Origin of the sequence: Flavobacterium sp. FlaQc-47, from assembly GCF_044006475.1 — a bacterium.
Lineage (GTDB): Bacteria > Bacteroidota > Bacteroidia > Flavobacteriales > Flavobacteriaceae > Flavobacterium.
The window spans coordinates 82,497-106,979 of record NZ_JBIPCQ010000011.1 but is presented as its reverse complement, the minus strand read 5'-3'; the positions used below and the strand labels follow the sequence as shown (position 1 = coordinate 106,979).

General features: G+C 35.0%; 16 protein-coding genes. 9 read left to right on the top strand and 7 right to left on the bottom strand.

Annotated elements, in window-relative coordinates; translation table 11 throughout:
• The 3 genes from ACHRVX_RS23620 to ACHRVX_RS23610 all read left to right on the top strand — a co-directional run.
• Positions 1 to 2,867, top strand: a 2,867-nt coding sequence (locus ACHRVX_RS23620; RefSeq protein WP_395337007.1) for an Ig-like domain-containing protein, incomplete at its 5' end; no start/stop codon positions are given.
• 59 nt (positions 2,868 to 2,926) lie between these two features.
• Entirely contained in the window at positions 2,927 to 3,835 is a 909-nt protein-coding gene (locus ACHRVX_RS23615; RefSeq protein WP_395337005.1) for a type IX secretion system membrane protein PorP/SprF, read from the top strand.
• Positions 3,836 to 3,837: 2 nt separating this feature from the next.
• The gene (locus ACHRVX_RS23610) at positions 3,838 to 5,778 is read left to right on the top strand and encodes an OmpA family protein (RefSeq protein WP_395337003.1); all 1,941 of its coding nucleotides are present in this window, start codon (positions 3,838 to 3,840) and stop codon (positions 5,776 to 5,778) included.
• A 581-nt stretch (positions 5,779 to 6,359) separates the two neighbouring features.
• Here ACHRVX_RS23610 and ACHRVX_RS23605 read toward each other — a convergent pair.
• Together ACHRVX_RS23605 and ACHRVX_RS23600 are read right to left on the bottom strand one after the other, a co-directional pair.
• A complete protein-coding gene (locus ACHRVX_RS23605; protein WP_395337001.1) occupies positions 6,360 to 7,208 on the bottom strand; it encodes an outer membrane beta-barrel protein in 849 nt (282 codons plus the stop codon).
• Between the two features lie 50 nt (positions 7,209 to 7,258).
• Positions 7,259 to 13,531, bottom strand: a complete 6,273-nt coding sequence (locus tag ACHRVX_RS23600; protein ID WP_395336999.1) for a T9SS type A sorting domain-containing protein — start codon at positions 13,529 to 13,531, stop codon at positions 7,259 to 7,261.
• 93 nt (positions 13,532 to 13,624) lie between these two features.
• On the opposite strand from ACHRVX_RS23600, the gene ACHRVX_RS23595 reads away from it, so the two are divergent.
• A complete protein-coding gene (locus tag ACHRVX_RS23595) occupies positions 13,625 to 14,635 on the top strand; it encodes a hypothetical protein (protein WP_395336997.1) in 1,011 nt (336 codons plus the stop codon).
• Between the two features lie 15 nt (positions 14,636 to 14,650).
• Here the strand turns inward: ACHRVX_RS23595 and ACHRVX_RS23590 are convergent, their stop codons facing one another.
• Complete coding sequence (locus ACHRVX_RS23590) at positions 14,651 to 15,205, bottom strand: phage tail protein (protein ID WP_395336995.1); 555 nt, start codon at positions 15,203 to 15,205, stop codon at positions 14,651 to 14,653.
• A 923-nt stretch (positions 15,206 to 16,128) separates the two neighbouring features.
• Here ACHRVX_RS23590 and ACHRVX_RS23585 point away from each other — a divergent pair.
• From ACHRVX_RS23585 to ACHRVX_RS23565, 5 genes are all read left to right on the top strand, one after another.
• Positions 16,129 to 16,650: an RNA polymerase sigma factor gene (locus ACHRVX_RS23585; protein ID WP_395337009.1), complete on the top strand. Its 522-nt coding sequence runs from the start codon at positions 16,129 to 16,131 to the stop codon at positions 16,648 to 16,650.
• 45 nt (positions 16,651 to 16,695) lie between these two features.
• Positions 16,696 to 16,905 carry a hypothetical protein gene (locus ACHRVX_RS23580; RefSeq protein WP_395336993.1) on the top strand — a complete coding sequence of 70 codons (210 nt, stop codon included), beginning with the start codon at positions 16,696 to 16,698 and terminating at the stop codon, positions 16,903 to 16,905.
• A gap of 11 nt (positions 16,906 to 16,916) precedes the next feature.
• Positions 16,917 to 17,759 (top strand): FecR family protein, encoded by an 843-nt coding sequence (locus ACHRVX_RS23575; protein ID WP_395336991.1) that lies wholly within the window; start codon positions 16,917 to 16,919, stop codon positions 17,757 to 17,759.
• A gap of 100 nt (positions 17,760 to 17,859) precedes the next feature.
• Positions 17,860 to 20,475 (top strand): TonB-dependent receptor domain-containing protein, encoded by a 2,616-nt coding sequence (locus ACHRVX_RS23570; protein WP_395336989.1) that lies wholly within the window; start codon positions 17,860 to 17,862, stop codon positions 20,473 to 20,475.
• 4 nt (positions 20,476 to 20,479) lie between these two features.
• Positions 20,480 to 21,319, top strand: coding sequence for a DUF4249 domain-containing protein (locus ACHRVX_RS23565; protein WP_395336986.1), 840 nt, complete (start codon positions 20,480 to 20,482; stop codon positions 21,317 to 21,319).
• A 719-nt stretch (positions 21,320 to 22,038) separates the two neighbouring features.
• On the opposite strand, the gene ACHRVX_RS23560 is transcribed toward ACHRVX_RS23565, so the two are convergent.
• From ACHRVX_RS23560 to ACHRVX_RS23545, 4 genes are all read right to left on the bottom strand, one after another.
• Positions 22,039 to 22,575 (bottom strand): hypothetical protein, encoded by a 537-nt coding sequence (locus ACHRVX_RS23560; RefSeq protein ID WP_395336984.1) that lies wholly within the window; start codon positions 22,573 to 22,575, stop codon positions 22,039 to 22,041.
• A 44-nt stretch (positions 22,576 to 22,619) separates the two neighbouring features.
• Complete coding sequence (locus ACHRVX_RS23555; RefSeq protein ID WP_395336982.1) at positions 22,620 to 23,144, bottom strand: hypothetical protein; 525 nt, start codon at positions 23,142 to 23,144, stop codon at positions 22,620 to 22,622.
• Positions 23,145 to 23,232: 88 nt separating this feature from the next.
• Positions 23,233 to 23,991 carry a hypothetical protein gene (locus ACHRVX_RS23550; RefSeq protein WP_395336980.1) on the bottom strand — a complete coding sequence of 253 codons (759 nt, stop codon included), beginning with the start codon at positions 23,989 to 23,991 and terminating at the stop codon, positions 23,233 to 23,235.
• Between the two features lie 86 nt (positions 23,992 to 24,077).
• Positions 24,078 to 24,410: a DUF4870 domain-containing protein gene (locus tag ACHRVX_RS23545; protein ID WP_395336977.1), complete on the bottom strand. Its 333-nt coding sequence runs from the start codon at positions 24,408 to 24,410 to the stop codon at positions 24,078 to 24,080.
• Between the last annotated feature and the right edge of the window lie 73 nt (positions 24,411 to 24,483).

The window sequence follows — 24,483 nt, the reverse complement described above, 5'->3', positions numbered from 1 at the left end:
CATTAACACCTTTGGCATTGGATTCAGATGTTGACGGCGATACTTTGAGTATTACTTCAATCAACGGAACAGTTTTAACTGGTGGAATCCAAACCATAAATGTTAGCAACGGAACCGTAAATATTTCAGCGACTGGAGTAATTACTTTCACTCCGGCATTGAACTTTAATTCGGCTACGCCAATAAGCATTCCTTATGTTATCAGTGATGGAAACGGCGGAACAGCTACGGCAAATGAACTAATTACAGTTACGGCTGTAAATGATAATCCGGTTGCAGTTGATGATGTTTATACGGTTGCAGAAGACGGAACAGTTACATTAACACCTTTGGCATTGGATTCAGATGTTGACGGCGATACTTTGAGTATTACTTCAATCAACGGAACAGTTTTAACTGGTGGAATCCAAACCATAAATGTTAGCAACGGAACCGTAAATATTTCGGCGACTGGCGTAATTACTTTCACTCCGGCATTGAACTTTAATTCGGCTACACCAATCAGTATTCCTTATGTAATCAGCGATGGAAACGGCGGAACAGCTACGGCAAACGAATTGATAACGGTCACATCAGTAAATGATGCACCAGTAGCAAACAATGATACAAATGCTATTATTTCATCTACAGCAGGAGCAACGGCAATCAATGCTCTAACGGCGACAGATGTTGACGGAACAATTGCAAATTATACTGTTTTAACTTTACCAACTAACGGAATTTTAGCATTATCAGGAGTTCCGGTAACTTTAAACCAGGTATTAACTCCTGCAGAAGCAGCGATGCTTACTTATCAGCCAAGCGGAACATTTACAGGTATTGATACCTTTACTTTTAACGCGACAGATGATTTAAATGCTGTATCAGCAGTTGCAGCAATTACAATTCCGGTTGGCAATAATCCGCCAACTGCTCACGATGATGCTACAAATGCAAGTATTCCTTCAAGAGCAGGAGCAACAGCAATGAATGCTTTAACAGCAACAGATACTGACGGAACAATTGTAAGTTATACTGTTTTAAGTTTACCTTCAAATGGAACTTTGGCTTTAAACGGAACTGCAATAACGGTGAACCAAATATTGACACCTTCAGAAGCTGCAATGCTTACTTATGATCCTAGCGGAGCATTTTCAGGTAACGATACATTTACATTTACTGCGACGGATAATAACGGAGCAATAGATATTAGTCCGGCGACTGTTACTATTGTAATTGATAAAACAATTTTAAATGCAGTAGCTGATCCTATAAATTCAGTTGTAGGAATTAATAAAATTATAACGGTAACCAACATATTCAATAATGACACTTTAAACAATAGTCCATTAGATCCTTTAGATGTTAAACTAAGTCTTCCAACTCCGGATCCAAAAGGTATTCTGACATTAAAACCTGATGGAACAATCGAACTGGCGCCAAATGCACCAGCGGGAACTTATTCATTGACATACGAAATTTGTGAAAAAGCAAATGCTGGAAATTGTAGCCTAGCTACTGTAACAGTTACGGTTGTTGCGCCTACAATGACAATTACGGCAAGTAGTTATTGTTCGAATAATACACCTTATGTTTCTTATAATGTGGTAGCAGATAATTTTACGCCAACAACATTGTTAACTATTAATTGGATAGATAGTGCCAACAATATTGTAGCGACACAAAACAATATGCCATTAAATGGTAATGTACTATGGCCTGGAGCTGTTGTTGACGGAAATAATAATCCTGTTGACTGGCCGGGATGGGTACTAACAAACGGACAATGGACGCAAGGAAATGATGGTTTCGAATTAACAAGACCAGCTGTTACAATGCAGTTTTCATTGAATCCTACACAATCTGTAGTAGTAAATTATCCTTCGGCAATAACTGGATGTAGTGCAATGCCAACATTTGGAATTGTAGCAGGAAATGAAGATGATGTAACACTCGCAGACGGACTTAACGGATCACTGGAAGTAATTAATGTTTTAGATAATGATAAATTAAATGGTGTTCCGGTTCAGCCTGCGGATGTTATTTTGAAAGGTCAAAATCTTCCAGCAGGAATTACACTTAATCCTGACGGAACTATTGATGTAGCACCCGGAACAAAAGGAGGAAACTATACATTAACCTATCAAATATGCGAAGTAGCAAATTCATCTAATTGTACCACTGCAACAGTTAAGATTTTTGTTGAAGTTCCTGCAATTGCAATTGTAAAAACAGTTGTATTGAATGATACTAACGGAAATGGATATGCTGAAGCGGGAGAAACTTTAACCTATAATTTTGCAATTACAAACAAAGGAAACACAGATCTTGAAAACATACTTGTTGCAGATCCGTTACCTGGAATTGTGATGAGCGGAGGTCCAATTAATTTGGCAGCTGGTCAAACTGATACTTCTTCAATTACAGGAACGTATACTTTAACTCAGGCAGATGTAAATTCCGGAACGATAAGCAATCAGGCAACAGCTTCGGGAGTTACAAAAAGCGGAATCATTGTTATGGACAAATCAGATTCAAGCGATGTCGATGGTGAAAAACCAACTATCATAGAATTAAGTGGTTGTGTAATCAAAATCTTTAACGCAGTTTCTGCAAATGGAGATGAAAAGAACTCAAGATTCTATGTACAAGGTTTAGAATGTTATCCTGAGAATACGGTTCAGATTTACAACCGTTGGGGAGTTTTAGTGTTCGAAAGAGATCATTATAATAATAACGACATCGCCTTTAGAGGTATATCAGAAGGACGTGTTACTATTAAGGACTCAAACGGATTACCGGAAGGTACTTATTATTATATCATAAGATATAAGGACAAGCAATCTAACCCACACCAAGAGGCTGGATATTTATACCTGACCAGATAATATACTATACAAATAAAATGGCTTAGTGACAGCTAAGCCATTATTTAAAAATAAAGTAAATGAAAAAATTAGTTTTAGTTTTATTGTTTTGTTCCGTTGCAGGTTTTGCCCAGCAAGATGCGCAGTTTACACAATACATGTATAACACCATAAATATAAATCCTGCCTACGCCGGTTCAAGAGGCGTAATGAGCGTTTTTGGACTTTATCGCACGCAATGGGTTGGGTTAGACGGTGCGCCGGAAACCAGCAGTTTTTCTGTAAATACTCCGGTTGGTAATAACGTTGGGTTAGGAGTTTCATTAATCAATGATAAAATAGGGCCAACGAATGAGAATAACTTATCAGCAGATTTCTCCTATTCTATACCAACATCGGCTACAGCCAAACTTTCTTTTGGTATAAAAGGATCAGCCAATTTATTCAAACTGGATCCAACTAAATTAACACCGGAAGATCAGGGAGATCCGCAATTTCAGGATTTTCGAAACAAATTCACACCTAATATTGGAGCAGGAGTTTACTGGCATACAGATAAAGCTTATGTAGGTTTATCGGTTCCTAATTTCATCCAGACCAATCGTTATGATGATAATGATGTTGCCATTTACAAAGACAAAATCAACTATTATTTCATCGCAGGTTATGTATTTGATTTAGACCGTTACGAAACTATAAAATTCAAACCGGCTATATTAACAAAAATGGTCGAAGGTTCTCCATTACAAGTAGATGCATCAGCTAACTTTATGTTCAACGATAAATTTGTAATTGGTGTGGCTTACAGATGGAGTGCGTCGGTAAGTGCATTGGCTGGATTTCAAATAACAGATGCTTTATATCTTGGTTATGCTTACGATCGTGAAACCACCAAATTAGTGAATTATAACTCAGGATCGCACGAGATATTCCTGCGTTTTGAATTCTTAAACAAATATGGACGTATAACTTCACCAAGATTTTTCTAATTATGAAAGTTAAAAATATAATTTATGCTGCTGTTTTGTCGTCTGTTTGCTTTAACGGAATGGCTCAAAAAACAGTTTTGAATAAAGCAGAGAAGGAGTATAATCAATATGCTTATGTAGATGCTATTGCTATTTATGAAAAAGTAGCCGAAAGCGGATATAAGGATGAAAAAATGTTTCAGAGATTAGGAAACTCCTATTATTTTAATGCCGAGTTACCGAAAGCTGCAAAGTGGTACGACGCGCTTTTTGCTTTTAACGAGCAGCAGGAACCTGAATATTATTACAGATATTCTCAGGCACTGAAATCTGTGGGTGATTATGCCAAAGCAGATAAAATGCTGGAAACTTTTAATGCCAAAGTTAAAACGGATAAAAGAGGTGTTTTATTCGAAAACAATAAAAATTATCTGGAGCAGATTAAAGCGAATTCAGGAAGATTTGATATTGCAAATGCCGGAATTAATTCGAAACAATCAGATTACGGAAGTACAATTTATAATAATAAATTAGTATTTGCTTCTGCTCGTGATACCGGAAGTGTTATAAAAAAAACATTTAAATGGACGAATAAATCATTTACCAATTTATTTGCTGCAGAATTAAAAGCGGATGGAACTTTAGAGAATCCAATTCGGTTTGAGAAAAAGATTAATTCTAAATTCAACGAATCTTCTCCGGTTTTCACCAAAGATGGAAAAACAATGTACTTTACCCGAAACAATTTTTTAAGCGGTAAAAAAGGAAAAGATACTAAAAGAATTACCTTATTGAAATTGTACAAAGCCGATTTTATAAATGATAAATGGACCAATATTACAGAGTTGCCTTTTAATAGTGATCAATATAGTATTGCGCATCCTGCTTTAAGTCTGGACGAAAAAAAGCTGTATTTCGCATCAGATATGCCGGGAACTTTAGGACAATCGGATTTGTTTAGTGTTGTTATTAATGAAGATGGAACCTTTGGGAAACCGGAAAATTTAGGAACTGCAATTAATACCGAAGGAAGAGAAACATTCCCGTTTATATCCGGCGATAATGAACTATATTTTTCAAGTGACGGACGTCCGGGATTAGGCGGACTTGATGTATTTGTGGCAAAAATCAAGGAAGATGTTACTTTTGATCTGGTACAAAATATTGGAGAACCGGTAAATACAAAGTCGGATGATTTTGCTTTTATAATTGACAACAATACTCGTAAAGGTTATTTCTCCTCTAACAAAGAAGGCGGAATTGGAAATGATGATATCTATAAATTCACAGAAACAAAAAGACTGGATTGTGAAAAAAAATTATCAGGAATTGTTTCAGATTCTCAAACGAACGAAGTTTTATCCGATGCAAAAGTAATTTTGCTTGACGATAAATTTAAGGAAATTGCAACAGTAATTTCGGATAAAAACGGAACTTATAATTTTGATGTAAAATGCAATCAAACCTATCATGTAAGAGTTTCAAAACAAGATTATGAAACAAATGAAAGTCCGGTTACAATTCAGCCAACAAATGATAAACCTGAATTAGATATTAAATTAAATAAACAAATCAAACCAATAGAAGTAGGGACAGATTTGGCTAAAACATTAGAGATTCCAATAATTTATTTTGATCTTGATAAATCATTTATTCGTCAGGAAGCTGCTTTTGAATTAGAGAAAGTACTTGCTGTATTAAAACAATATCCCGAAATGAAAATCGATGTTCGTTCTCATACAGACAGCAGACAGACTCAGGAATATAATATGACATTGTCTAATAAAAGAGCAAAGGCAACTATCGAATGGTTTGTAAAACGCGGAATTGCCTCAGCCAGAATAACAGGAAAAGGATATGGCGAAAGCCAATTAATCAATAAATGTTCAGATAATGTAGCTTGTACAGAAGAAGAACATCAGTTAAACAGAAGAAGCGAATTTGTAATTGTTTCTATGAAATAAGAACATGAGGTTCTATTAATTTTAAAAGCTGCAAGATTTTCTTGCAGCTTTTTTTATGGTTTTTAGTCATTATATATCGCTCCGCCGGAGCTTTTGGTAAAAAGGATGCCTAATAGCTATAAATATATTGCTCCGCTGGAGCATTACAGAATAATAAGCATTGATCGAATAAGAATTTGCAAGTCCCAGCGGGACGTAATATTTATAGAAAACAATAAATCCGTCCAAACTAACCCCAGAGGGGTGACATTGGTTTTGAAAATGAATGAATTAATAAATATCATTCAGCTGGAGCAAAGTTTAAACACAATATGTCATTTCGACGCAAGGAGAAATCACATCACATATTCGATAAAGATTGGCAAATTTAGGAGCGGAATTTCTCGTGTGATTTCTCCTTGCTTCTAAATGACAAGCTTTTGCAATTTTGATAAAAAATCCTTCCAAACGAACCTCAAAGGAATGCACATATTTAAAATCATTGTTTTGAAAAACAAGAGCACAAAAAAAAGCCGGTTTCCCCCATGAAACCGGCTTTTTAAGTTTTTCCCTAAAGGGAAAGAAATTTAATACTAACAAATTTATCGTATAGCAAATCGTAGTTTAAGTCCGTAAGAAACTAATCTTACATTGCTTGCAAACGGCGATTCAAGTACACTATTTTGTTTTAATTGCACAGGCAATTCAGGATTATATTGAACAAAATTTTTGTTGCTGCTCTTATCGTAGATATTATTTAATCCGTAGTCTAAATAAACTCCGATATAAATAGCACTTTTGTCACCAATTTTTTGTTTCACACCAGTTTCAAAAGTAGCCGAATAGGATACTTCAGTATCCAGATCCTCTTTAGCTGTTTGTACATTATTTGTACTGGCAAAACCGGCAAATGCAGGGCTGAATAATTCCACATTGTATTGCGGGAAATAACCGCTTGTAGTAAGGTTTTCCATTTTACTTTCGTAAGTTCCATTTACTGCAAATCCAACTTTTGCACCTGCGGCAAGATACAATTGTGTAGTTCCCGGAGTTTCAAACTGAATGCTCACAGGCACATTAATATATCCTAATTTCTGAGTTTCTCTCAATCCGGTTGCTGAATATCTGAATTGAAAATTTTCATTTTCAGCATCTGTAGCAGCATAACGCCCGCTAATCGAGTTGAATTTTACATCAGATTTATAGGTTTGGTATTCGGCACCAATTCCAAGACTTACACTTTCACTTAAGTAATAGGAATATCGAATTCCTGCGTTTATTCCGTTTCCGGGAACAACATTTCCGGGTGTATTATATTTCAAAAAAGAACCGGGTCCGCCTACAGAAATCGATAATTCTTGTTTTTTATCCTGACCATAACTGTTTAAGCATCCTAAAAGTACAGTAATCATTGCTGTTGATGCTATATAGTTTCGTATATATTTTTTCATCTTAATTTTTTTTAATTGCCCGTGCTGTCCGAAAACAGCACGGACAGATTTTATTTATTTACTATTACTTTTAGTGTTTTTTTGATATTTGGAGTTTCAATAACTACAATATACATATTGCTTTCAGCGTCAGGTAACTGGATTTCAGTTATTACTGAAGAAGATTTAATTGTATTCACTAATTGACCGGAAACTGAATACAAGCTTATTTGCATGTTATCAAGTTCTTCCTGAGGATAATCAGCTTCAACAGTAATTACTTTTCCAGCCTGAATTGGGTTTGGATAAAGCTTAGCAGATAACGTTTTTTGAGTCGTGATTTTAGTAGCACAAGTGCTCAGTACTTTCCCGTCTTTCGTTGTCATTTTTACGCTGTAATCGGCTGTTTTATCTAATGAATTAGCCAAATCATCTCCAGCTGAATAATATTGACCTGTTCCTATTAACTGTCCGTTTTTAAACCATTGGTACGAAACAAATTCGTAACCACCATTCGTTTGCGGATTGTTGTTCACAAGAAGTACATTATTGAATTTTTGATGAACGATGTCATAGAATCCAAAAGGTTTTTCAACAGTTATAGTATAATTAGCTGTTGCAGATCCATCCTGAGAAGTAACTTTTACGTTTTGTGTATAAATTCCCGGTTTAGGAGGAGTAATTGTAAAGTTAGCAGAAGGAGTAAAAGTTGCATTAGTTTCATTTACTATAGCCACATTCAAATTGTTTTCTCCACAAGCCAGAACATATTTGATATCCTTAGCAGGGTTTTGATATACTACATTACCAAGAGTAATTTTTGTAATACTAACATCATTGTTTTTGATTACAAGAAGTTGAGAAACATCTGCTGCCGGTAAATAATTAGCATTACCATCCTGATGCGCTACAATTAATAATTCTCCGGATCTTAAAAGATTCACTAATCCAACTGCTGAAACATTAGCAGGAGGAAGGGCAGAAGTATATGTAAAAGAGTAACGTATTGCTAAACCTGAAGTAGAAGCAGCTTCTAAATTAAAGGTGTTAATTGCTCCAAGAGTTTTTTGAGGTATTGGTGCAAAAGTAATCACTTGTGCCGCTTTTTTGATCGTAAGCTGCGCAGTAAGCGTAACCGGAGAACAATTAGCTGAACTTGCTGATGGAGATACTATTGCAGTAACCGTATAAACACCCACATTGATTGCACCATTTGCAGTACTTCCTGCTGGTGTAATTGAGTATGCTACGGTAGCTCCCGCAGGAAGATTCGCAACTTGTAATGCCTGAACACTTCCGTTATAAGTAACCTCAGCATTGCTAAAAGTTACCAGATTCAATGGACTTGCTACTACTTTAATTGTTTGATTTTGTGCAACAGTGTTTCCGTTACCATCATCATACGTCCATGTGATTGTATAAGTACCTACGGCAGTATACGTTAATGGATCAGTAGTTGTAGCATTTACAATTCCTGCACAAACATCAGTAGCTGTTGGAATAGCTATTTCAGAGGCTAAAACTGAACAGTAATTGGTAATATCAGGCAAATTCGTTACATCAGGAACTGGTGCAAGAACGTCTGGATTTGTTATTATAGTTACTGATTTTGTCACATTACATGCATTAGCATCAGTAATAGTTACAGTATAATTTCCTGCTGTAAGACCGGACGCCGTAGCTGTTGTAGCTCCGTTAGACCATAAATAAGTGTAAGGTAAAGTTCCGCCATTAGCTGTTACACTTGCTTCTCCATCATTTCCTCCTGTACAGGTTACATCAATTTGTGCAGTTGTAGCATCAAGAATTTGTGGTTCAGTTACAGTAACGATTTGTGTTGTAGTACAAGAATTTGAATCAGTAACTTCTATAGTATAAGTTCCTGCACTTAATCCTGTAGCTGTATCAGCAGTTCCTCCGGTTGGTAACCATACATAAGAGTAAGTACCTGTTCCTCCAGTTGCAATTACAGTAGCAGTCCCATCATTTGCCCCATTACAGGAAACATTTGAAACTGTAGTTGTAGTGATAAGTAAAGTTGGTTCTGATATAGTAAAACTTTGTGTTGTCTGACATAAGTTATCATCAGTTATCGTTACAGTATATGTTCCTGCACTTAATCCTGTAGCAGTATCAGCTGTTCCTCCAGATGGTGACCATGCATAAGTATATGGTGCAGTTCCTCCGGTTACGTTTACAGACGCAGATCCGTTAGTTCCGCCATTACAAGACACATTAGTTTGTGATGGTGTAACTGCTAATATAGCCGGTTCAGTAATAGTAAAGTTTTTTACAGTAGAACAACCATTAGCCGAAGTAATTGTTACGCTATAATTACCTGCTGCTAAATTGCTTGCAGTATCTGCAGTACCTCCTGTAGGTGCCCATACATAAGTAAACGGACCAGGAGCTCCTGAAGGAACTACGGTAATTGAACCAGTACTTCCTCCGTTACAGGATACATCAGTTTGAGATGTTGCAGCAACAAGAGTATTGGTTGAACCAATAGTAAAGTTTTTAGTAATGTTACAACCATTACCGTCAGTAATTAAAACACTGTAATTTCCTGCCGCCAATCCTGTGACAGTTTGCGTAGTTTCACCGTTTGGTGACCATAAATAAGTATATGGAGTCGTTCCTCCAACAGGAGTAACAGATGCTTGTCCGCCAATAATACAAGTTGCATTTATTTGGCTTGTAGAAGCATTTAATACTGCAGGTTCTGTAATGTTGAAATTCTGAGTATAAGTACATCCATTATCATCAGTAATTAAAACACTGTAATTTCCTGTTGTTAATCCTGTAGCTGTATCAGCAGTTCCTCCGGTTGGTAACCATACATAAGTATATCCCGGTGTTCCGCCACTTACCACTACAGAAGCTGTTCCTGTACTTCCTCCATTACATAAAACATTTGTTTGTGATGGTGTTACAGTGAAAGCTGAAGGTTCTGTAATAGTAACAGATTGTGTGTATACACAAGTATTAGCATCCTGAATAGTCACAGTATAAGTTCCGGCTGTTAATCCTGAAGCAGTTGCTGCATTTCCACCAGTAGGTGACCATGAATAAGAATATGGCGCTGTACCTCCGGATGGAGTTACAGTTGCAGAACCATTACTGCCTCCATTACATGACACATTTGTTTGTGCTACTGTCGCAGAGAATTCGGCTGGTGTACTAATAGTGATATTTTTCACCAATGTACATCCGTTAGCATCAGTAATTGTACAAGTATAATTTCCTGCAGATTTTCCTGAAATAAGTGAACTTGTTTCTCCTGAAGGAGCCCATAGATACGTATATCCGGGAGTTCCACCTGATACTGTTACACTTGCTGAACCATTTGATCCGCCAAAACAACTAACTCCTGTTGAAACTGTCGAAGCAGAAAGTATTGCTGCCGGCTGTGTAATAACAAAATTTTGAGTTTTTTGACATAAGTTAGCATCGGTTACTGTTACGGTATAAGTACCGGCAGTTAATCCTGAAGCCGTAGCTGCATTACCACCTAATGGTGACCATGAATAAGTATATGCACCTGTTCCGCCAGTTGCATTTACAGTAGCAGATCCTGTTGCATCACCACGACACCCTATATTAGTAAGTGATACTGGTGTTAGTGTTAACGCAGAAGGTTGTGTAATTGTAAAATTTCTTGTAGTTTGACAAGTATTGCTATCTGTAATGGTTACAGTATAATTACCTGCTGTTAAACCTGTTGCCGTAGCAGCAGTTCCTCCTGAAGGTGACCATGCGTAAGTATAAGTTCCTGTTCCGCCAGTTACATTTACAGTCGCAGATCCTGTTGCAGATCCGTTACATAAAATATCAGTTTGTGCTGTAGTTACAGCAAATGTAGCAGGTTCTGTAATGGTAAACGTTTGAGTTGTCTGACATAGTTTGCTATCAGTAACCGTAACGGTATAAGTACCTGCCGTAAGACCGCTTGCTGTAGCTCCGGTGCCACCTGTTGGTGACCATACATAAGTATAAGGAGCAGTTCCTCCTGTAGTTACTACAGTTGCAGATCCGTTAGATCCTCCATTACAGCTTACATTATTTATTGTTCCCTGAGCCGCAACTAGTACAGCCGGTTGAGTTATTGTGAAATTTTGTGTAGCCTGACAAGTATTTGCATCTGTAATAGTTACACTATAATTTCCTTGTGTTAAACCCGTTATAGAATTTGTTGTAGCTCCATTAGACCAAAGATAAGTAAAACCTCCGGCTCCTCCAGTTGGTGTAACAGTAGCAGAACCATTAGTTCCTCCGTTACAGCTCACATTAACTTGAGTTGCAGCAGCATTTATAGCTGTTGATGTCCCTACAATAATATTATTTACAGTTCTTGTACATGAATTAGCATCAGTAACAGTAACACTGTATGCTCCTGCTAAAAGTCCTGACGCAGTAGCTGTTGTAGCTCCGTTAGACCATAAGTAAGTATATCCTGGTGTTCCTCCGGATGCTGTAATTGTAGCCGTTCCGTTAGATCCTCCAAAACAAGAAACTGATGTAGTAGAGGGAGTTGCGCTAATAATAGCTGAAGGTCCGCCTACAACAATATTGCTGATAGTTCCTGTACATGAATTAGCATCAGTAATAGTTACACTATAAGTTCCTGCTATAAGTCCTGTTGCTGTAGCTGTTGTAGCTCCGTTTGACCATAAATAAGTATATCCCGGAGTTCCTCCCCCAGGCGTAACAGTTGCAGTACCGTTAGATCCTCCAAAACAAGAAACAGATGTAGTAGAAGCGGTTCCGCTAACAGAAGCAGAAGGTGTTCCTACAATAATGTTACTCACGGTTCTTGTACATGAATTAGCATCAGTAATTGTTACACTGTAAGTTCCTGCAGTAAGTCCGGATGCAGTAGCTGTTGTAGCTCCGTTTGACCATAAATAAGTACGGGAACCCGTACCTCCGGAAGCAGTAATCGTAGCCGTTCCGTTAGATCCTCCAAAACAAGAAACATTGGTTACTGAAGCACTTCCGTTAAGAGCTGCTGGTTGTGTTACTATAATGTTGTTTACAGTTCGTGTACATGAATTATCATCTGTAATCGTTACACTGTAAGATCCTGCTAAAAGTCCTGTTGCAGTAGCCGTTGTAGCTCCATTAGACCATAAATAAGTATATCCCGGAGTACCTCCGGTAGCAGTGATTGTAGCAGTTCCGTTAGATCCTCCATTACAAGAAACATTTGTTACAGATGGAGTTCCCACGATAGTTGAAGGCTGCGTTATTGTAAAATTTCTGGTAATTTGTGATAATTCACTATCAGTAATAGTTACAGATATTGGTCCAACACCAAGTCCTGATGTAGTAGCTGTTGTAGCTCCGTTAGTCCATAAGTACGTGTATGGAGCACCACCTCCATTTGCAATAACAGTTGCAGTACCATTACTGCCACCATTACAACTCACATTACTTTGTCCCGTCGCAGCAGTACCTAATGCTGCATTAGTAGTTAGTGTTAATTGAGCACCATAACTTGTGCCTCCACTATTTGTAGCATATGATCTGTAATAAATAAGTGATGCGGGAGGAAATCCGGTTACAGTATTTGTAAATGCTCCAGTCCCGGTTCCAATTTGAACCTTATTACTTAAAATAGTTGGATTTGTTGTAGTTGCCCAAACGATTCCTCTTTCTATAGTTGCATCTCCGCCATCTGCAGTTACGTTTCCGCCAATTGTAGCAGAAACCGCTTTTACGTTTGTAGCTGCCGTTGTAGTAACCGTTGGAGCTACGGCTCCATTTGCGAATGTAAAATTATCAATAGCAAAATAATCATAGTTGGCACTTAATTGAATCACAAGCTGATCAATTACTACATTAGTATAATCAGCAGCCCCGTCAGTAACAAAATTAGTATAAACAAAACCGTTACCCGGTAAAGTATAACCAATGTTAGCACCAGTAGTATTTTTAACAACAGTAAATTGTGTTACACCAGCGAGCTTTCCTGTAAAAGTAACAGATCCCGCAGCACCATTGCTGGTAACTCCTGCATTTTGAGCAGAGTCACCACTTAGATAAATCCAAAAGTTGCTAACCTTAAAGCTTCCTGCAGCTGCAGTAATAGTACCAAACTGCCCTAAAGCTTCTGGTCCTGGTGAGTCTGAAACCTGTAGAAATCTATTTGAACCACCATAACCCTGAGTTGTACCATTAAATACCGTAAAAACGCCATAGCTGCTCGTCAGGTTAAATGTTTTTGAAGCGCTAGTGAAATTTGCTGCACCAACAGTACCGCCTTCAAATGTCTCTGTTGTCTGAGCAGTTATATACTGCGTCGCAAATAAGAGAAAAATTAATAATAAGTAAAGTTTTTTCATAATGTTTTGATATTAGATTTATCATTTTGTATTCTTGTTAATTATTTTTCAGTTTATTTTCAAACTCCAATCTTTAAATTAAAGTTGAATATCATGTATAAACAAGAGTTAACGGTTATTGTTCAATCTATCATTGCGTCAAATACTGTTGATGAACATGTAAAAAGCGCTAAGGAACTGTCAGATTTCTACAGTAAAATTTCTTCGGTAGAACATTCTGTCAGCAATGAAACACTTGTTAAAGGCGGCATTGCATTATCAAGTTCCGGTGCGGCAGATTGTGTCGATGATTATCTGCGCACGGTTTTTTTTATAAAGGGTATTTACAAGGCTCTGATAAAACTGTGCATTGATTTTCCTGAAAGAAGCATTAATATTCTATATGCAGGCTGTGGCCCTTATGCAACCTTAATTCTGCCTTTACTTCCTTTATTCGATAAAAACAGAATTAAAGCTTTGCTATTAGATATCAATGCAGCTTCAATAGCATCTGTGCAACATCTTTTAGTAGTATCAGGTCTTGATGAATACCAGTTACAATTAATTGAAACCGATGCGACAACGTACACTAAACCAAATGATTTTACAATTGATCTGGCAATTTCTGAGACTATGCATTACGCATTGACCAGTGAACCGCAAGTTGCCATTACACAAAATATTGTTTCACAATTGCCTCCTCATGGAATTTTAATTCCGGAAGAAATAACAATTGATCTTGCCTATACTTTTTTTGATCATGAACCAGCACTTAAAAATGCCAAACAAGAGGTAAAGGGCCACAAACAAATGCAGCCCTATCCTCACAATGTATTTGTTGATAGATTATTTACAATAAACAAAGAACTTTTTAGCAGTATAATTTACAATTCAAAAATTGAAAGTAAATTTTATGACCTGCCGGCAAACTTTGAAAATCATCCTGATATTTGCATTTTTACTGAAATTAAGATCTTTGACAACATTGAGTTAAAAACGGCTGAGTCGTATATAACAAACCCATATTGTGTTGTATCCCTTTACAGTATTAATGATTATTCAGGAATTCAGCTGATGTACGATTTTAGCGAAATACCAAAATGGTCTTACAGCCTAAAAAACTAATTGTAATTAACCCTATTAATTTCTTGATGGAAAAATACCTTCTAAGCAAATAATGTAAGTCAATGCTACATAAGGCTGCATTACAGAAATCGGAATATTAGCACCCGTAACACCAGTTGTAATATTAGTTGCTAAGTCTACACTTGGAGTTGCAGTGGCATATCCTAATGTTGGAGTAAAAACCCTTGACACAACAGATCCCGGTACTGCTAAGGATGCACCGGCTACAGGTGTTGAGTCTGTTGCATTTGATGCACTTACAGATATTTTACCTGGTCCTGCGTGAACGTGTGCAGGCAAGTTGCTTGTTAAAATAGAAACATTTGGTGTACCAGCAGTTTGTCCCAAAACGTAGTTTGATCCACCACCATTTCCAGCTCCAATAGCTGTTGCACCCTGAAGATTAGGTAATGCAAATGTCGTAGTACCATTACCACCGTAAGTAGTACCTAAAATAGCGAAAACAGCATTGTATTGAGCAATAGACAATAATTGTCCGTTACATAAAGCCCAGCCTCTAGGTGCAAAATTTCCTGCAAAAAGTTTTACAACTCCAATGAATTCTTCCATAGTTTAAAAGTGTTAAATAGTTAATGATTAGATTTAGTTTTAATAGATGACCTAATTAATAGGTTATGACGGTCTTTTAGATGTTGCTAAATTACTTTTTATAAGTATCTCAGAAGCAGGTGTTTTTACCTGATTTTGTATTAATTACAAATTATTTTTATTCTGAAATCCAAACGAAACAAAGAGATATCTTTTTATAACACTAGAAATTCGAAATGACAAATAATTGTCATACTCTAATAAATTCACTTTTATGATAAGAATTAATCTCCTTTATTATTCCGTATTCTTAATCCGATTTAAAATTAGATATCTATGACCCGTAAAAAGGAAAAGATGCTATAAAGCCGGTTTTTCATGTCACGAAAACCCTTTTTGTTGTTATAGAAAATTTTGATCGGGCATTTTCATAAATCCATTAGTCATTCCATCAAAATAGAGAATCTGTATTGAAACTTAATTATGAAATATTGTATTGAAAACGTAAAGATTTGTAAGTTTTGTCTGTTTACTTGATAAAAATATAAATAAAATATGACATAATTAGCAGTGAGATAAACTTATTTAAGTTTATTCTTATTTTATTTTAACAGAATAACAAATTCTCATATTAAAAAATAGATACAAGTTTTAACTTTTATAAAACACTAGTAGATAATCAAATAAAGATTTCCTTTCATCACTTCTCATAAAAACGGATAATAAAACAGGAGATTAGTGTAACCTTTTATCAGGAAAGGCTACTAACTGTACAGTTATCGATGGTTAATACTATATTTTTCAGATTCAATATTTTTACAATAAAATTGCTGTTCTTTGCGTCCAAAAGTTTTATTTTAAAATCAGAAAAAGTCTTAACTGTCAGCTTAAAAATGCAATATTATTTTGCACATTGAGTTTAGATTATGGATCGTATTGAAGTTATGGACAACAAAAAGTTTATAGTAAGTTTAAAAAAAGGTAATGAGGCTACTTTCAGGGAAGCATATCTCAATTACTACGATAAACTGATAAACATTGCCAGACGATTCGATTTTACGGTTCTTACACCCCAGGACTTTGTTCAGGAAACTTTTTTAAGACTTTATAATAAAAGAGAATTACTTAATGAAGAGATTTTGTTTGATAAACAATTGTTTACAATTTGCAAGAACATTATCCTCAATCATCTTAACAGAGAAAACAAGATAATTCAGCTAGATCCAAAGTTCGAAAAAATGGAACTTGAGGACACAGAAACCGAAATTTTTGAAGAAAGAAAAGAAAAATTATATTCTTTCATTAATCAGCTTCCGGAACAGCAACAAAAAATATTCACCCTGCACAAACTGGAAAACCTTAGCTATAAGGAGATTGCAGTAATTACAGACCTTTCTGAAAAAACAATTGCCAATCATATTTATCTTGCCAGTAAATTTATTCGAAAAAAAGTCGAAGATCATTAGGAACTTTTGTGTTCTCGTTTGTTATAACTATAAACAGAACATAAAATGCACATTGAGACTTATAAAACAGATGTTAGAACCACAGAAGATGCGGGCTTTATTGTCATGCTTCTGAAATTCATCATTTCTGATTGCATCATGAAATTTGATTTCGAAAATAATGAGAATATTCTAAGAATCGAAACCAACAGAGAAATTAAAGAAATGGTCTATGGTGTTTTTAATAAACAGGGATTCTACTGCCAAAAAATTTAACGCTCCAAAAAATGGATGAAAATAAATTAGAAGAAGAATTGAAAAAATTATGGGACGAAACTCCCGTTTCACATTCTGATAAAGAAAAAGAAGTTTCCTGGGAACAATTCCAGTCAAAAGCATTCCCTTCAAATAAAAAGAAATTTAAACCCTGGCGTTATGCAGCTGCGGCAGCTGTTTTGCTTTTTATTCTTGCAGGAACCGGAATCTATTTTAATAACGACCCTGTAAATAAGATAAGTGTTGTTGCAGAAAATGTGATTGAAAATACCACTTCAATAATCAAAACCGTAGTATTGCCCGATAATTCAAGAATAGAATTGAGTCCGAATTCTAAAATTGTTTATGGAAATAATTTCGCCATCAACAGAAAAATTGAAGTTAGGGGTGAAGCTTATTTTAAAGTTACCAAAGATAAAAAGCATCCATTTCAGGTATTTTGTAACGAAACAACCACAACCGTTTTAGGAACTTCATTTACAGTTAAAGGAAAGAATCAAAAGGAAGTTTCAGTAGAACTTTATGAAGGAAGTGTGCAGATGAGTGTAAAAAATCAGGATGAAAAATGGATTTTGAAACCCGGTGAAAAATTCACCTACGGAAATAATATAGCGTTAGTAGCTGAATTTAATCGATTTGTAGATTTTGATAATGAAAAACTAATCACAATCAGCCATTACATTGAGACCCATTACGGATATAATGTGATAATTCCGCAAGAATATAATAATCAGAGAATTACAATCAGAATCAATAAAAAAGAAGATTTAAATACCATTGTCCAATTAATATCAGAAATGTATAACCTAAATTTTGAAGTAAATGAAAATTTAAAACAGATTACTTTTCAATAGAAAAGAAAAGGATGCACTAGCCGCGAAACTAAACATCCTCCTCATATTCAGGATAGTATAAAACTATCACATTTAATAATATTCAAAAATACAAAATTTCATGAAGCATATAATTTCAGCATGCTTTTTTTTATTCAGTTTGTGTATGTTTTCCCAAAACATTACAGTAAATGTAGATCAGACTATAACATTAAAAGAATTCTTTAAAGAAATTGAAAATCAAACCGATTTTAAATTTGCCTTTACAGATCAGATTAATACAAGCCAAAAATATTTCACACAGACACATATGTATAGAAATATAGAAATAAAAGAGCTTATCAACGAACTTAATAAAACTTCATCAATTCAGTTTTCGATAGTAGGTAACAATATTTTTGTCAAGCAAAAATCTGCAAAAGCAACCACTAAAAAAAAAAACAAGCTGACCGGAAAAGTCATTGATGCAAATAAAGAGCCTGTTATTGGTGCGAATATTTACATTAAAGAAACCGGTAACGGAGCAACAACCGACAGAAACGGAATGTTTGATGTAGAGTTAGACCAAGGCACTTATACTGTTGTAATTAGTTATGTAGGTTTTCAAAATAAAGAAAAGGAAATTACAGTTTCAGATGATGTCAGGATTGATTTTAATATGGAGGATAATAGTCAGGAACTCGATCAGGTAATCGTTACAGGAACTAAAGCCGTAGATATCAAGAATACCCAAATGAGTGTGAGTAAGCTTTCAATGGCAGAAATTAAAAGATTGCCAACCGCTATGGGGGAACCGGATCCTTTAAAATCATTATTGACTTTACCGGGAGTTACAAATGCAGGAGAGGCTTCGTCAGGATTTAATGTTCGTGGTGGTGCTGCTGATCAGAATTTGATTCTCTTAGATGGCGCTCCCGTTTATGGTGACTCGCATATGTTTGGATTTTTCTCCATTTTTAATGCAGATATTGTTAGTGGATTAGATTTATACAAAGGAGGGATTCCGTCTAAATTTGGCGGGCGTGTTTCTTCTGTTCTTGACGTAAGCCAGCAAACCGGAGATCTTACTGATTATAAAGTAAGTGGAGGAATTGGTCTTATTTCAAGCCGGCTAATGGTACAAGGTCCTTTAAAAAAAGATGTTGGTTCATTTATTATTGCAGGACGCGCATCATACGCTCATTTATTTTTAAAACTGACAGATATTAAAAGTACTGTTATGTTTTATGATATTAATGCCAAGTTTAATTATCGTTTGGGAGCCAATAATACGATTGCTTTTTCCGGTTATATGGGAAATGATTTATTTGATATTAACAATTTTTTCAATACTATTTATGGTAATAATATGGGAACATTTAGCTGGAAACATAAATTTTCGGACAATTTAAACACAAACCTTTCTGTTTTTTACAGTGATTATAAATTTAATCTGCAAATTCCATTTCAAAAATTTGAATGGAATAGTAAGATTACCAACTATGGTCTTAAATACAACTGGAACCACACTTTATCTGAGGCTTTTAAACTTAATTACGGTATTGATGGTTTGTATTATGATTTTAATCCGGGAACAGTAAAACCTTATGGTTCGGATTCATCATATAATTACAATCAATTAGACAAAAAATATGCTTTAGAAACTTCTGCTTATCTGGATGTTGAAAATCAGGTTACTGAGAAGTTGAATCTTCGTTACGGACTTCGTTACAGTACGTTTTTTCGTTTAGGTAACGAAACTATCAGTACGTACGAAAATGAACAATCAGTAGTTTACAATCCTCTCTATAATATTTATGAAGAAGCAACGCCAACCGGAAGTAAGTATTATGGAAAAGGAAAAACCATCAGCAAATTTGATAACCTTGAACCACGATTGGCATTATCATATGCTTTTAATGATGAAACTTCGGTAAAAGCGAGCTATAACAGAATGGCGCAATATATTCATATGTTGTCCAATACCCGTGCTCCGTTGCCCATGACGATCTGGACACCAAGCGGACCTTTCACAAAACCACAAATGCTCGATCAATACGCAGTAGGATATTTCAAAAATTTTAAAGAAAGTGAGTATTCCTTTGAAGGAGAATTATTTTATAAAAACATCAAAAACAGGATTGATTACATTGATGGAGCAAACCTGCTGGGCAATAATAATATTGAACAGGATATCCTAAACGGAAAAGCAAGATCCTATGGTATGGAATTATTATTCAGAAAAAATACCGGACGTTTTACAGGATGGGTTTCTTATACTTTGTCAAAAGCAGAACAAAAAACACCGGGACGAACAGCAGAAGAACCGGGCATTGCCAATGGCGGATGGTATCTGTCAGGATATGATAAATTGCACAATTTAAATATTACCGCAAATTATGAATTCAGTCCTAAATGGTCTTTTAATGCTAATTTCTCCTTACAATCTGGTCAGCCTGTAACGTACCCAAATGGCTATTATGAATTTGCAGGAATCAATATACCCAATTATACCTTGAGAAATTCAGACCGACTGCCTGCATATCATCATTTAGATCTTGGTGCAACTTACACGCCCAAACCGGATAAAAAGAAAGGATGGCAAAGCTATTGGGTATTTAGTATTTATAATCTTTATAACAGGCAAAATGCTGCATCGATGACGTTTTCACAAAATGATGACACAGGAATGAATGAGTCCAGTCAATTGTCTATTTACGGTTTAGTACCTGGGGTTTCTTATAATTTTAAATTTTAATAGTATGCTGATTTTAAATAAATATAGCTTTAAAAGCAAAACAATTACTTTATTCAGTCTCTTTTTTGTTTTACTTTTTTCGTCCTGTGACAAGGTTGTTGAGCTTGATTTACAAGCAGGAGATCCTAAAATAGTGATCGACGCTGAGATAATTTGGGAAAAAGGAACAGATGGCAGCCAACAATCAATTAAAATTACCAGAATGGCTCCCTATTATAATGCCGAAGTACCAAAGGTGTCAGGAGCACAGGTAAGAGTAGAAAACAGTAATGGAAATGTTTTTACATTCAATGAATCTGAACCAGGCTTATATGTCTGCACTAATTTTGTTCCTGAAATTAATATGGATTATAAATTATTCGTACAAGTTGATGGACAAAGTTTAACGGCTACAGAAAAATTAATTTCCGTACCGCCAATTGACAAAATAGAGCAGGAGTTAATGCCTGATATAACTGGACCTGATTATATTGTGGTATCATTTTATTATAAAGATCCGGCAGATCAGGTCAATTATTATCTGACTGATTATAAAAGTGATTTGTCTCCCTTTCCTGAGTACGGATCATCAAGTGATGAATTTGTTAATGGGAATGAAATAAATCAAAAATTTGGAGATACGGATTTAAAGCCCGGAAAAATTGTGGAAATAACGCACCGTGGTATTTCTAAGAACTTTTATAATTACATTAATTTGATATTAGAGGCATCAAGTGCTAACCCTTTTGGTGCAGTACCAGGAAATATCAGAGGAAATGTAGTCAATACCACCGATGCGAACAATTTTGCACTAGGCTATTTCAGGCTTTGTGAAGCAAACCATGTTCTGTATACAGTAAAATAAGAATTTAATTGAAGGTTGATTTGTAATTACATCTGGCATATGAAAATTTATGTCAGGTGTTTTTTTTGTTTTAAGAAATAAAAAAATCTCCTTTCGTTATGAAAAGAGGATTATATTTTAGAACAAAAAAATTATCGCAGATCACACAAAGATTTTTCACCAAGGAGTATGGATATAAACACAAAGTTCACAAAGCCAGGTCAACACAAAGCTTTGCGAACTTTGTGTTTGTCAACACACTCTACTATAAAAAACTTTGCGAACTTTGCGGTAAAATCACCCAGTATAATCACGCAAAAAATCACCAAAATTAACAAAGCAAGTTCAGCACAAAGCTTTGCGAACTTTGTGTTTGTCAACACACTCTACTATAAAAAACTTTGCGAACTTTGCGGTAAAAATCACCAGTATAATCACGCAAAAAATCACCAAAATTCACAAGGCAAGTTCAGCACAAAGCTTTGCGAACTTTGTGTTTGTCAACACACTCTACTATAAAAAACTTTGCGAACTTTGCGGTAAAATCACCCAATATATAACTCAAATCACGCAAAAAATCACCTAAATTCACAAAGCCAGTTCAACACAAAGCTTTGCGAACTTTGCATTTTTCAAAACACTCTAATATAAAAACCTTTGCGAGCTTTGCGGTAAAATCACCCAGTATATAACTCAATCACCCAAAAAATCACCCAGTAAATACATTGTTGAAATCTTGATTAATAAGTACTAACCTGAATTCCGTGTTCTTTTGCATACGGCATAGCAAGATCCCATACTTTTTTATACTTAGCATCAAACTCAGGAAACGATGTTTTTTCCATTTCAGCAATTGCCTTGTCAATTTCTTCCTGAGGCGCATTACTTTCCATTAGTTTAGCAATTTTGATGTAATCGGTTTTGTATTTGCCTTTTACAAATTCAAATAAATCTAATGAAGCATTAATCAAAGGCGTAGTTTCTTCCGTAGGTTTTAAGTCCTTTATTTTTTCAATAATCTGATCGATGTACGGAATTTTAAATCGTAGAATATGATCCTCATATGATTTGGCAGGAAATGTACTTTTGTCATCAAAAGCCAAAAGCTGATTTCCCTTTTTATTCTGTTCCATTGTTCTGAAATCCTTTCCTCCAAATTGAGTTAAAGTATTGGTGTTTAAAGCCGTAGTGTCAAAATATTCTTCAGGAGTATTTTGGCAGGATTGCATGAAAATCGAAAGTAATATTAAGGATAAGAATTTTATTTTAGAAGTCATTTTTTTAATTTTTTGTATTATTTAGTTTATATTCTAATTTACCATTATTCCAGAACATCTGCAATTAAAAATGATTTTCCAGACGGAATAACTTTAATATCTCTTTTAAAAACTTCTTTAGATACAACATCTTTAAGAACCACTCTAAAAAGACAACCATTATCCTTTGTCGTATTCATAAGCAAACAACTCGTAACGCTAATCTTGTTCCAATCCTGAGCCGAAATTAAAAATCCATCATAACCAACACGTTTAGTATTAAATTTACTTTTCCATTTTTTTTCAAATGCAGGCAAAGTCATTCCGCTTTCCATATCGATATTCATTGCATCCAATTTATATTCATTGTATGCTTTTGTTGTAATATTCTCCATTTCAACAGTTTCTTTAAAAAACTGATCAATAGCTTTTAACAACCACTTTTTTGCTGCCTCATCATCATTGAAATCATCTTTTTTAAAATGATTTTCAGAAATTTCAATTGGTGATTTCAGCTCACAAGTTTTATTTTCTGTAGAAGAATAAAAGCTGCTTAAAAAAAGAGTGGCAAGGATAATTAACTGATTCATGCTGACTTAATAATTTGTTTTAAACGTTTCATTTTATTTTTAATAGAATTTAGGATATAAAATTTATTCCCAAAATTAGAATAATTTTTTATTCCATTTCAACCTGTAATAATGCCATTACAGATTTCTGGCTTCCTTTATCTGCGCCAATATTCCATTGTTCAACCGCTTTTTCCTTTTCCCCCAGATAGAAATAATAAGCACCTAAAACCGTATAACCTTCAGGTTCACCCTGAGCAATAATTTTGTTTCCAAGTTTAATAATTTCAGGATTAACCGTTATGGGTTTATCATTCTTTTTATTACTCAATAACGCACCCAAACCCTGATCTGCAATAAGCATCATCCCGAAATAATCCAGACAAGCCTTGCTGAGTCCCTGGTTACAAAGCATATTCATTTTTTCTTCCTGAGCTTTTAATGATTTCTCATTCAGCGCAAAATCAAGCGATGATTTAGTTTGGGATATTTTATAATATTCGTGAAGTAATTCCGCTTTTTTCTTAGAGGCAGCAGCGTCCTTTCTGTTATTGGCAACAACCGTATCTTTTTTAATCCAGGTTTGTTTTTCAACCCAGCTCGAAGCTCCAATTAAAGTATTGCCCTTTATTTTAAATTTAAAAATGCTTTTATCCGGATAGACAATCAGCGAATCGCCTTTGGTAAAGTAATCGCCGGCCCCCATTCCGACGATATTTACTTTACCATTTCCATCAAACTCAAAAAATGAATAAATGCTTGAATCTGATTTAGACTGATAATAGCCCTGAATATTGTTGTCGATAACCTGGCTATATATTAAATTAGGAATATAAATCAATAATAGTAAAAGTTGAATTTTTTTCATGTTCGTGAATTTTTGTTTTTTACATTTCATTCGATAAAAAGAAACCAGTACAAAAACAACGTTTCTATACTGGCTAAATTTTATAATTATTTGATGAAATCAAATTTGTCAGTAAATAATTTACCTACAATAGGAACAGGAATTTCCTGCTCGTTATTAGCATTAATTATTCCCATAACCCATAATACTAAAACCACAATATTTACCAAACTTAAAATGCTGGCTAAAGTTGGTACTACAACCGCAATTATTGTCAATGCAACAGAAATTACAATTCCAAGTATTGCGATTCCTAAACCTTGTTTCAGGTGAAATCTCGTAAGAGAATCTTTAACTGTAAGTTTATTGTAATTTACATAAGCGATTATCCATCCAATAATGGTAATGTAAGAAATAATTGAAAGCGTCTTTTTGTTCATGATTTGTAGATTTAAAATTCAATCCAAAACTACCAATCAAATATTCAAAAAACACATATCTTATATCTACTAA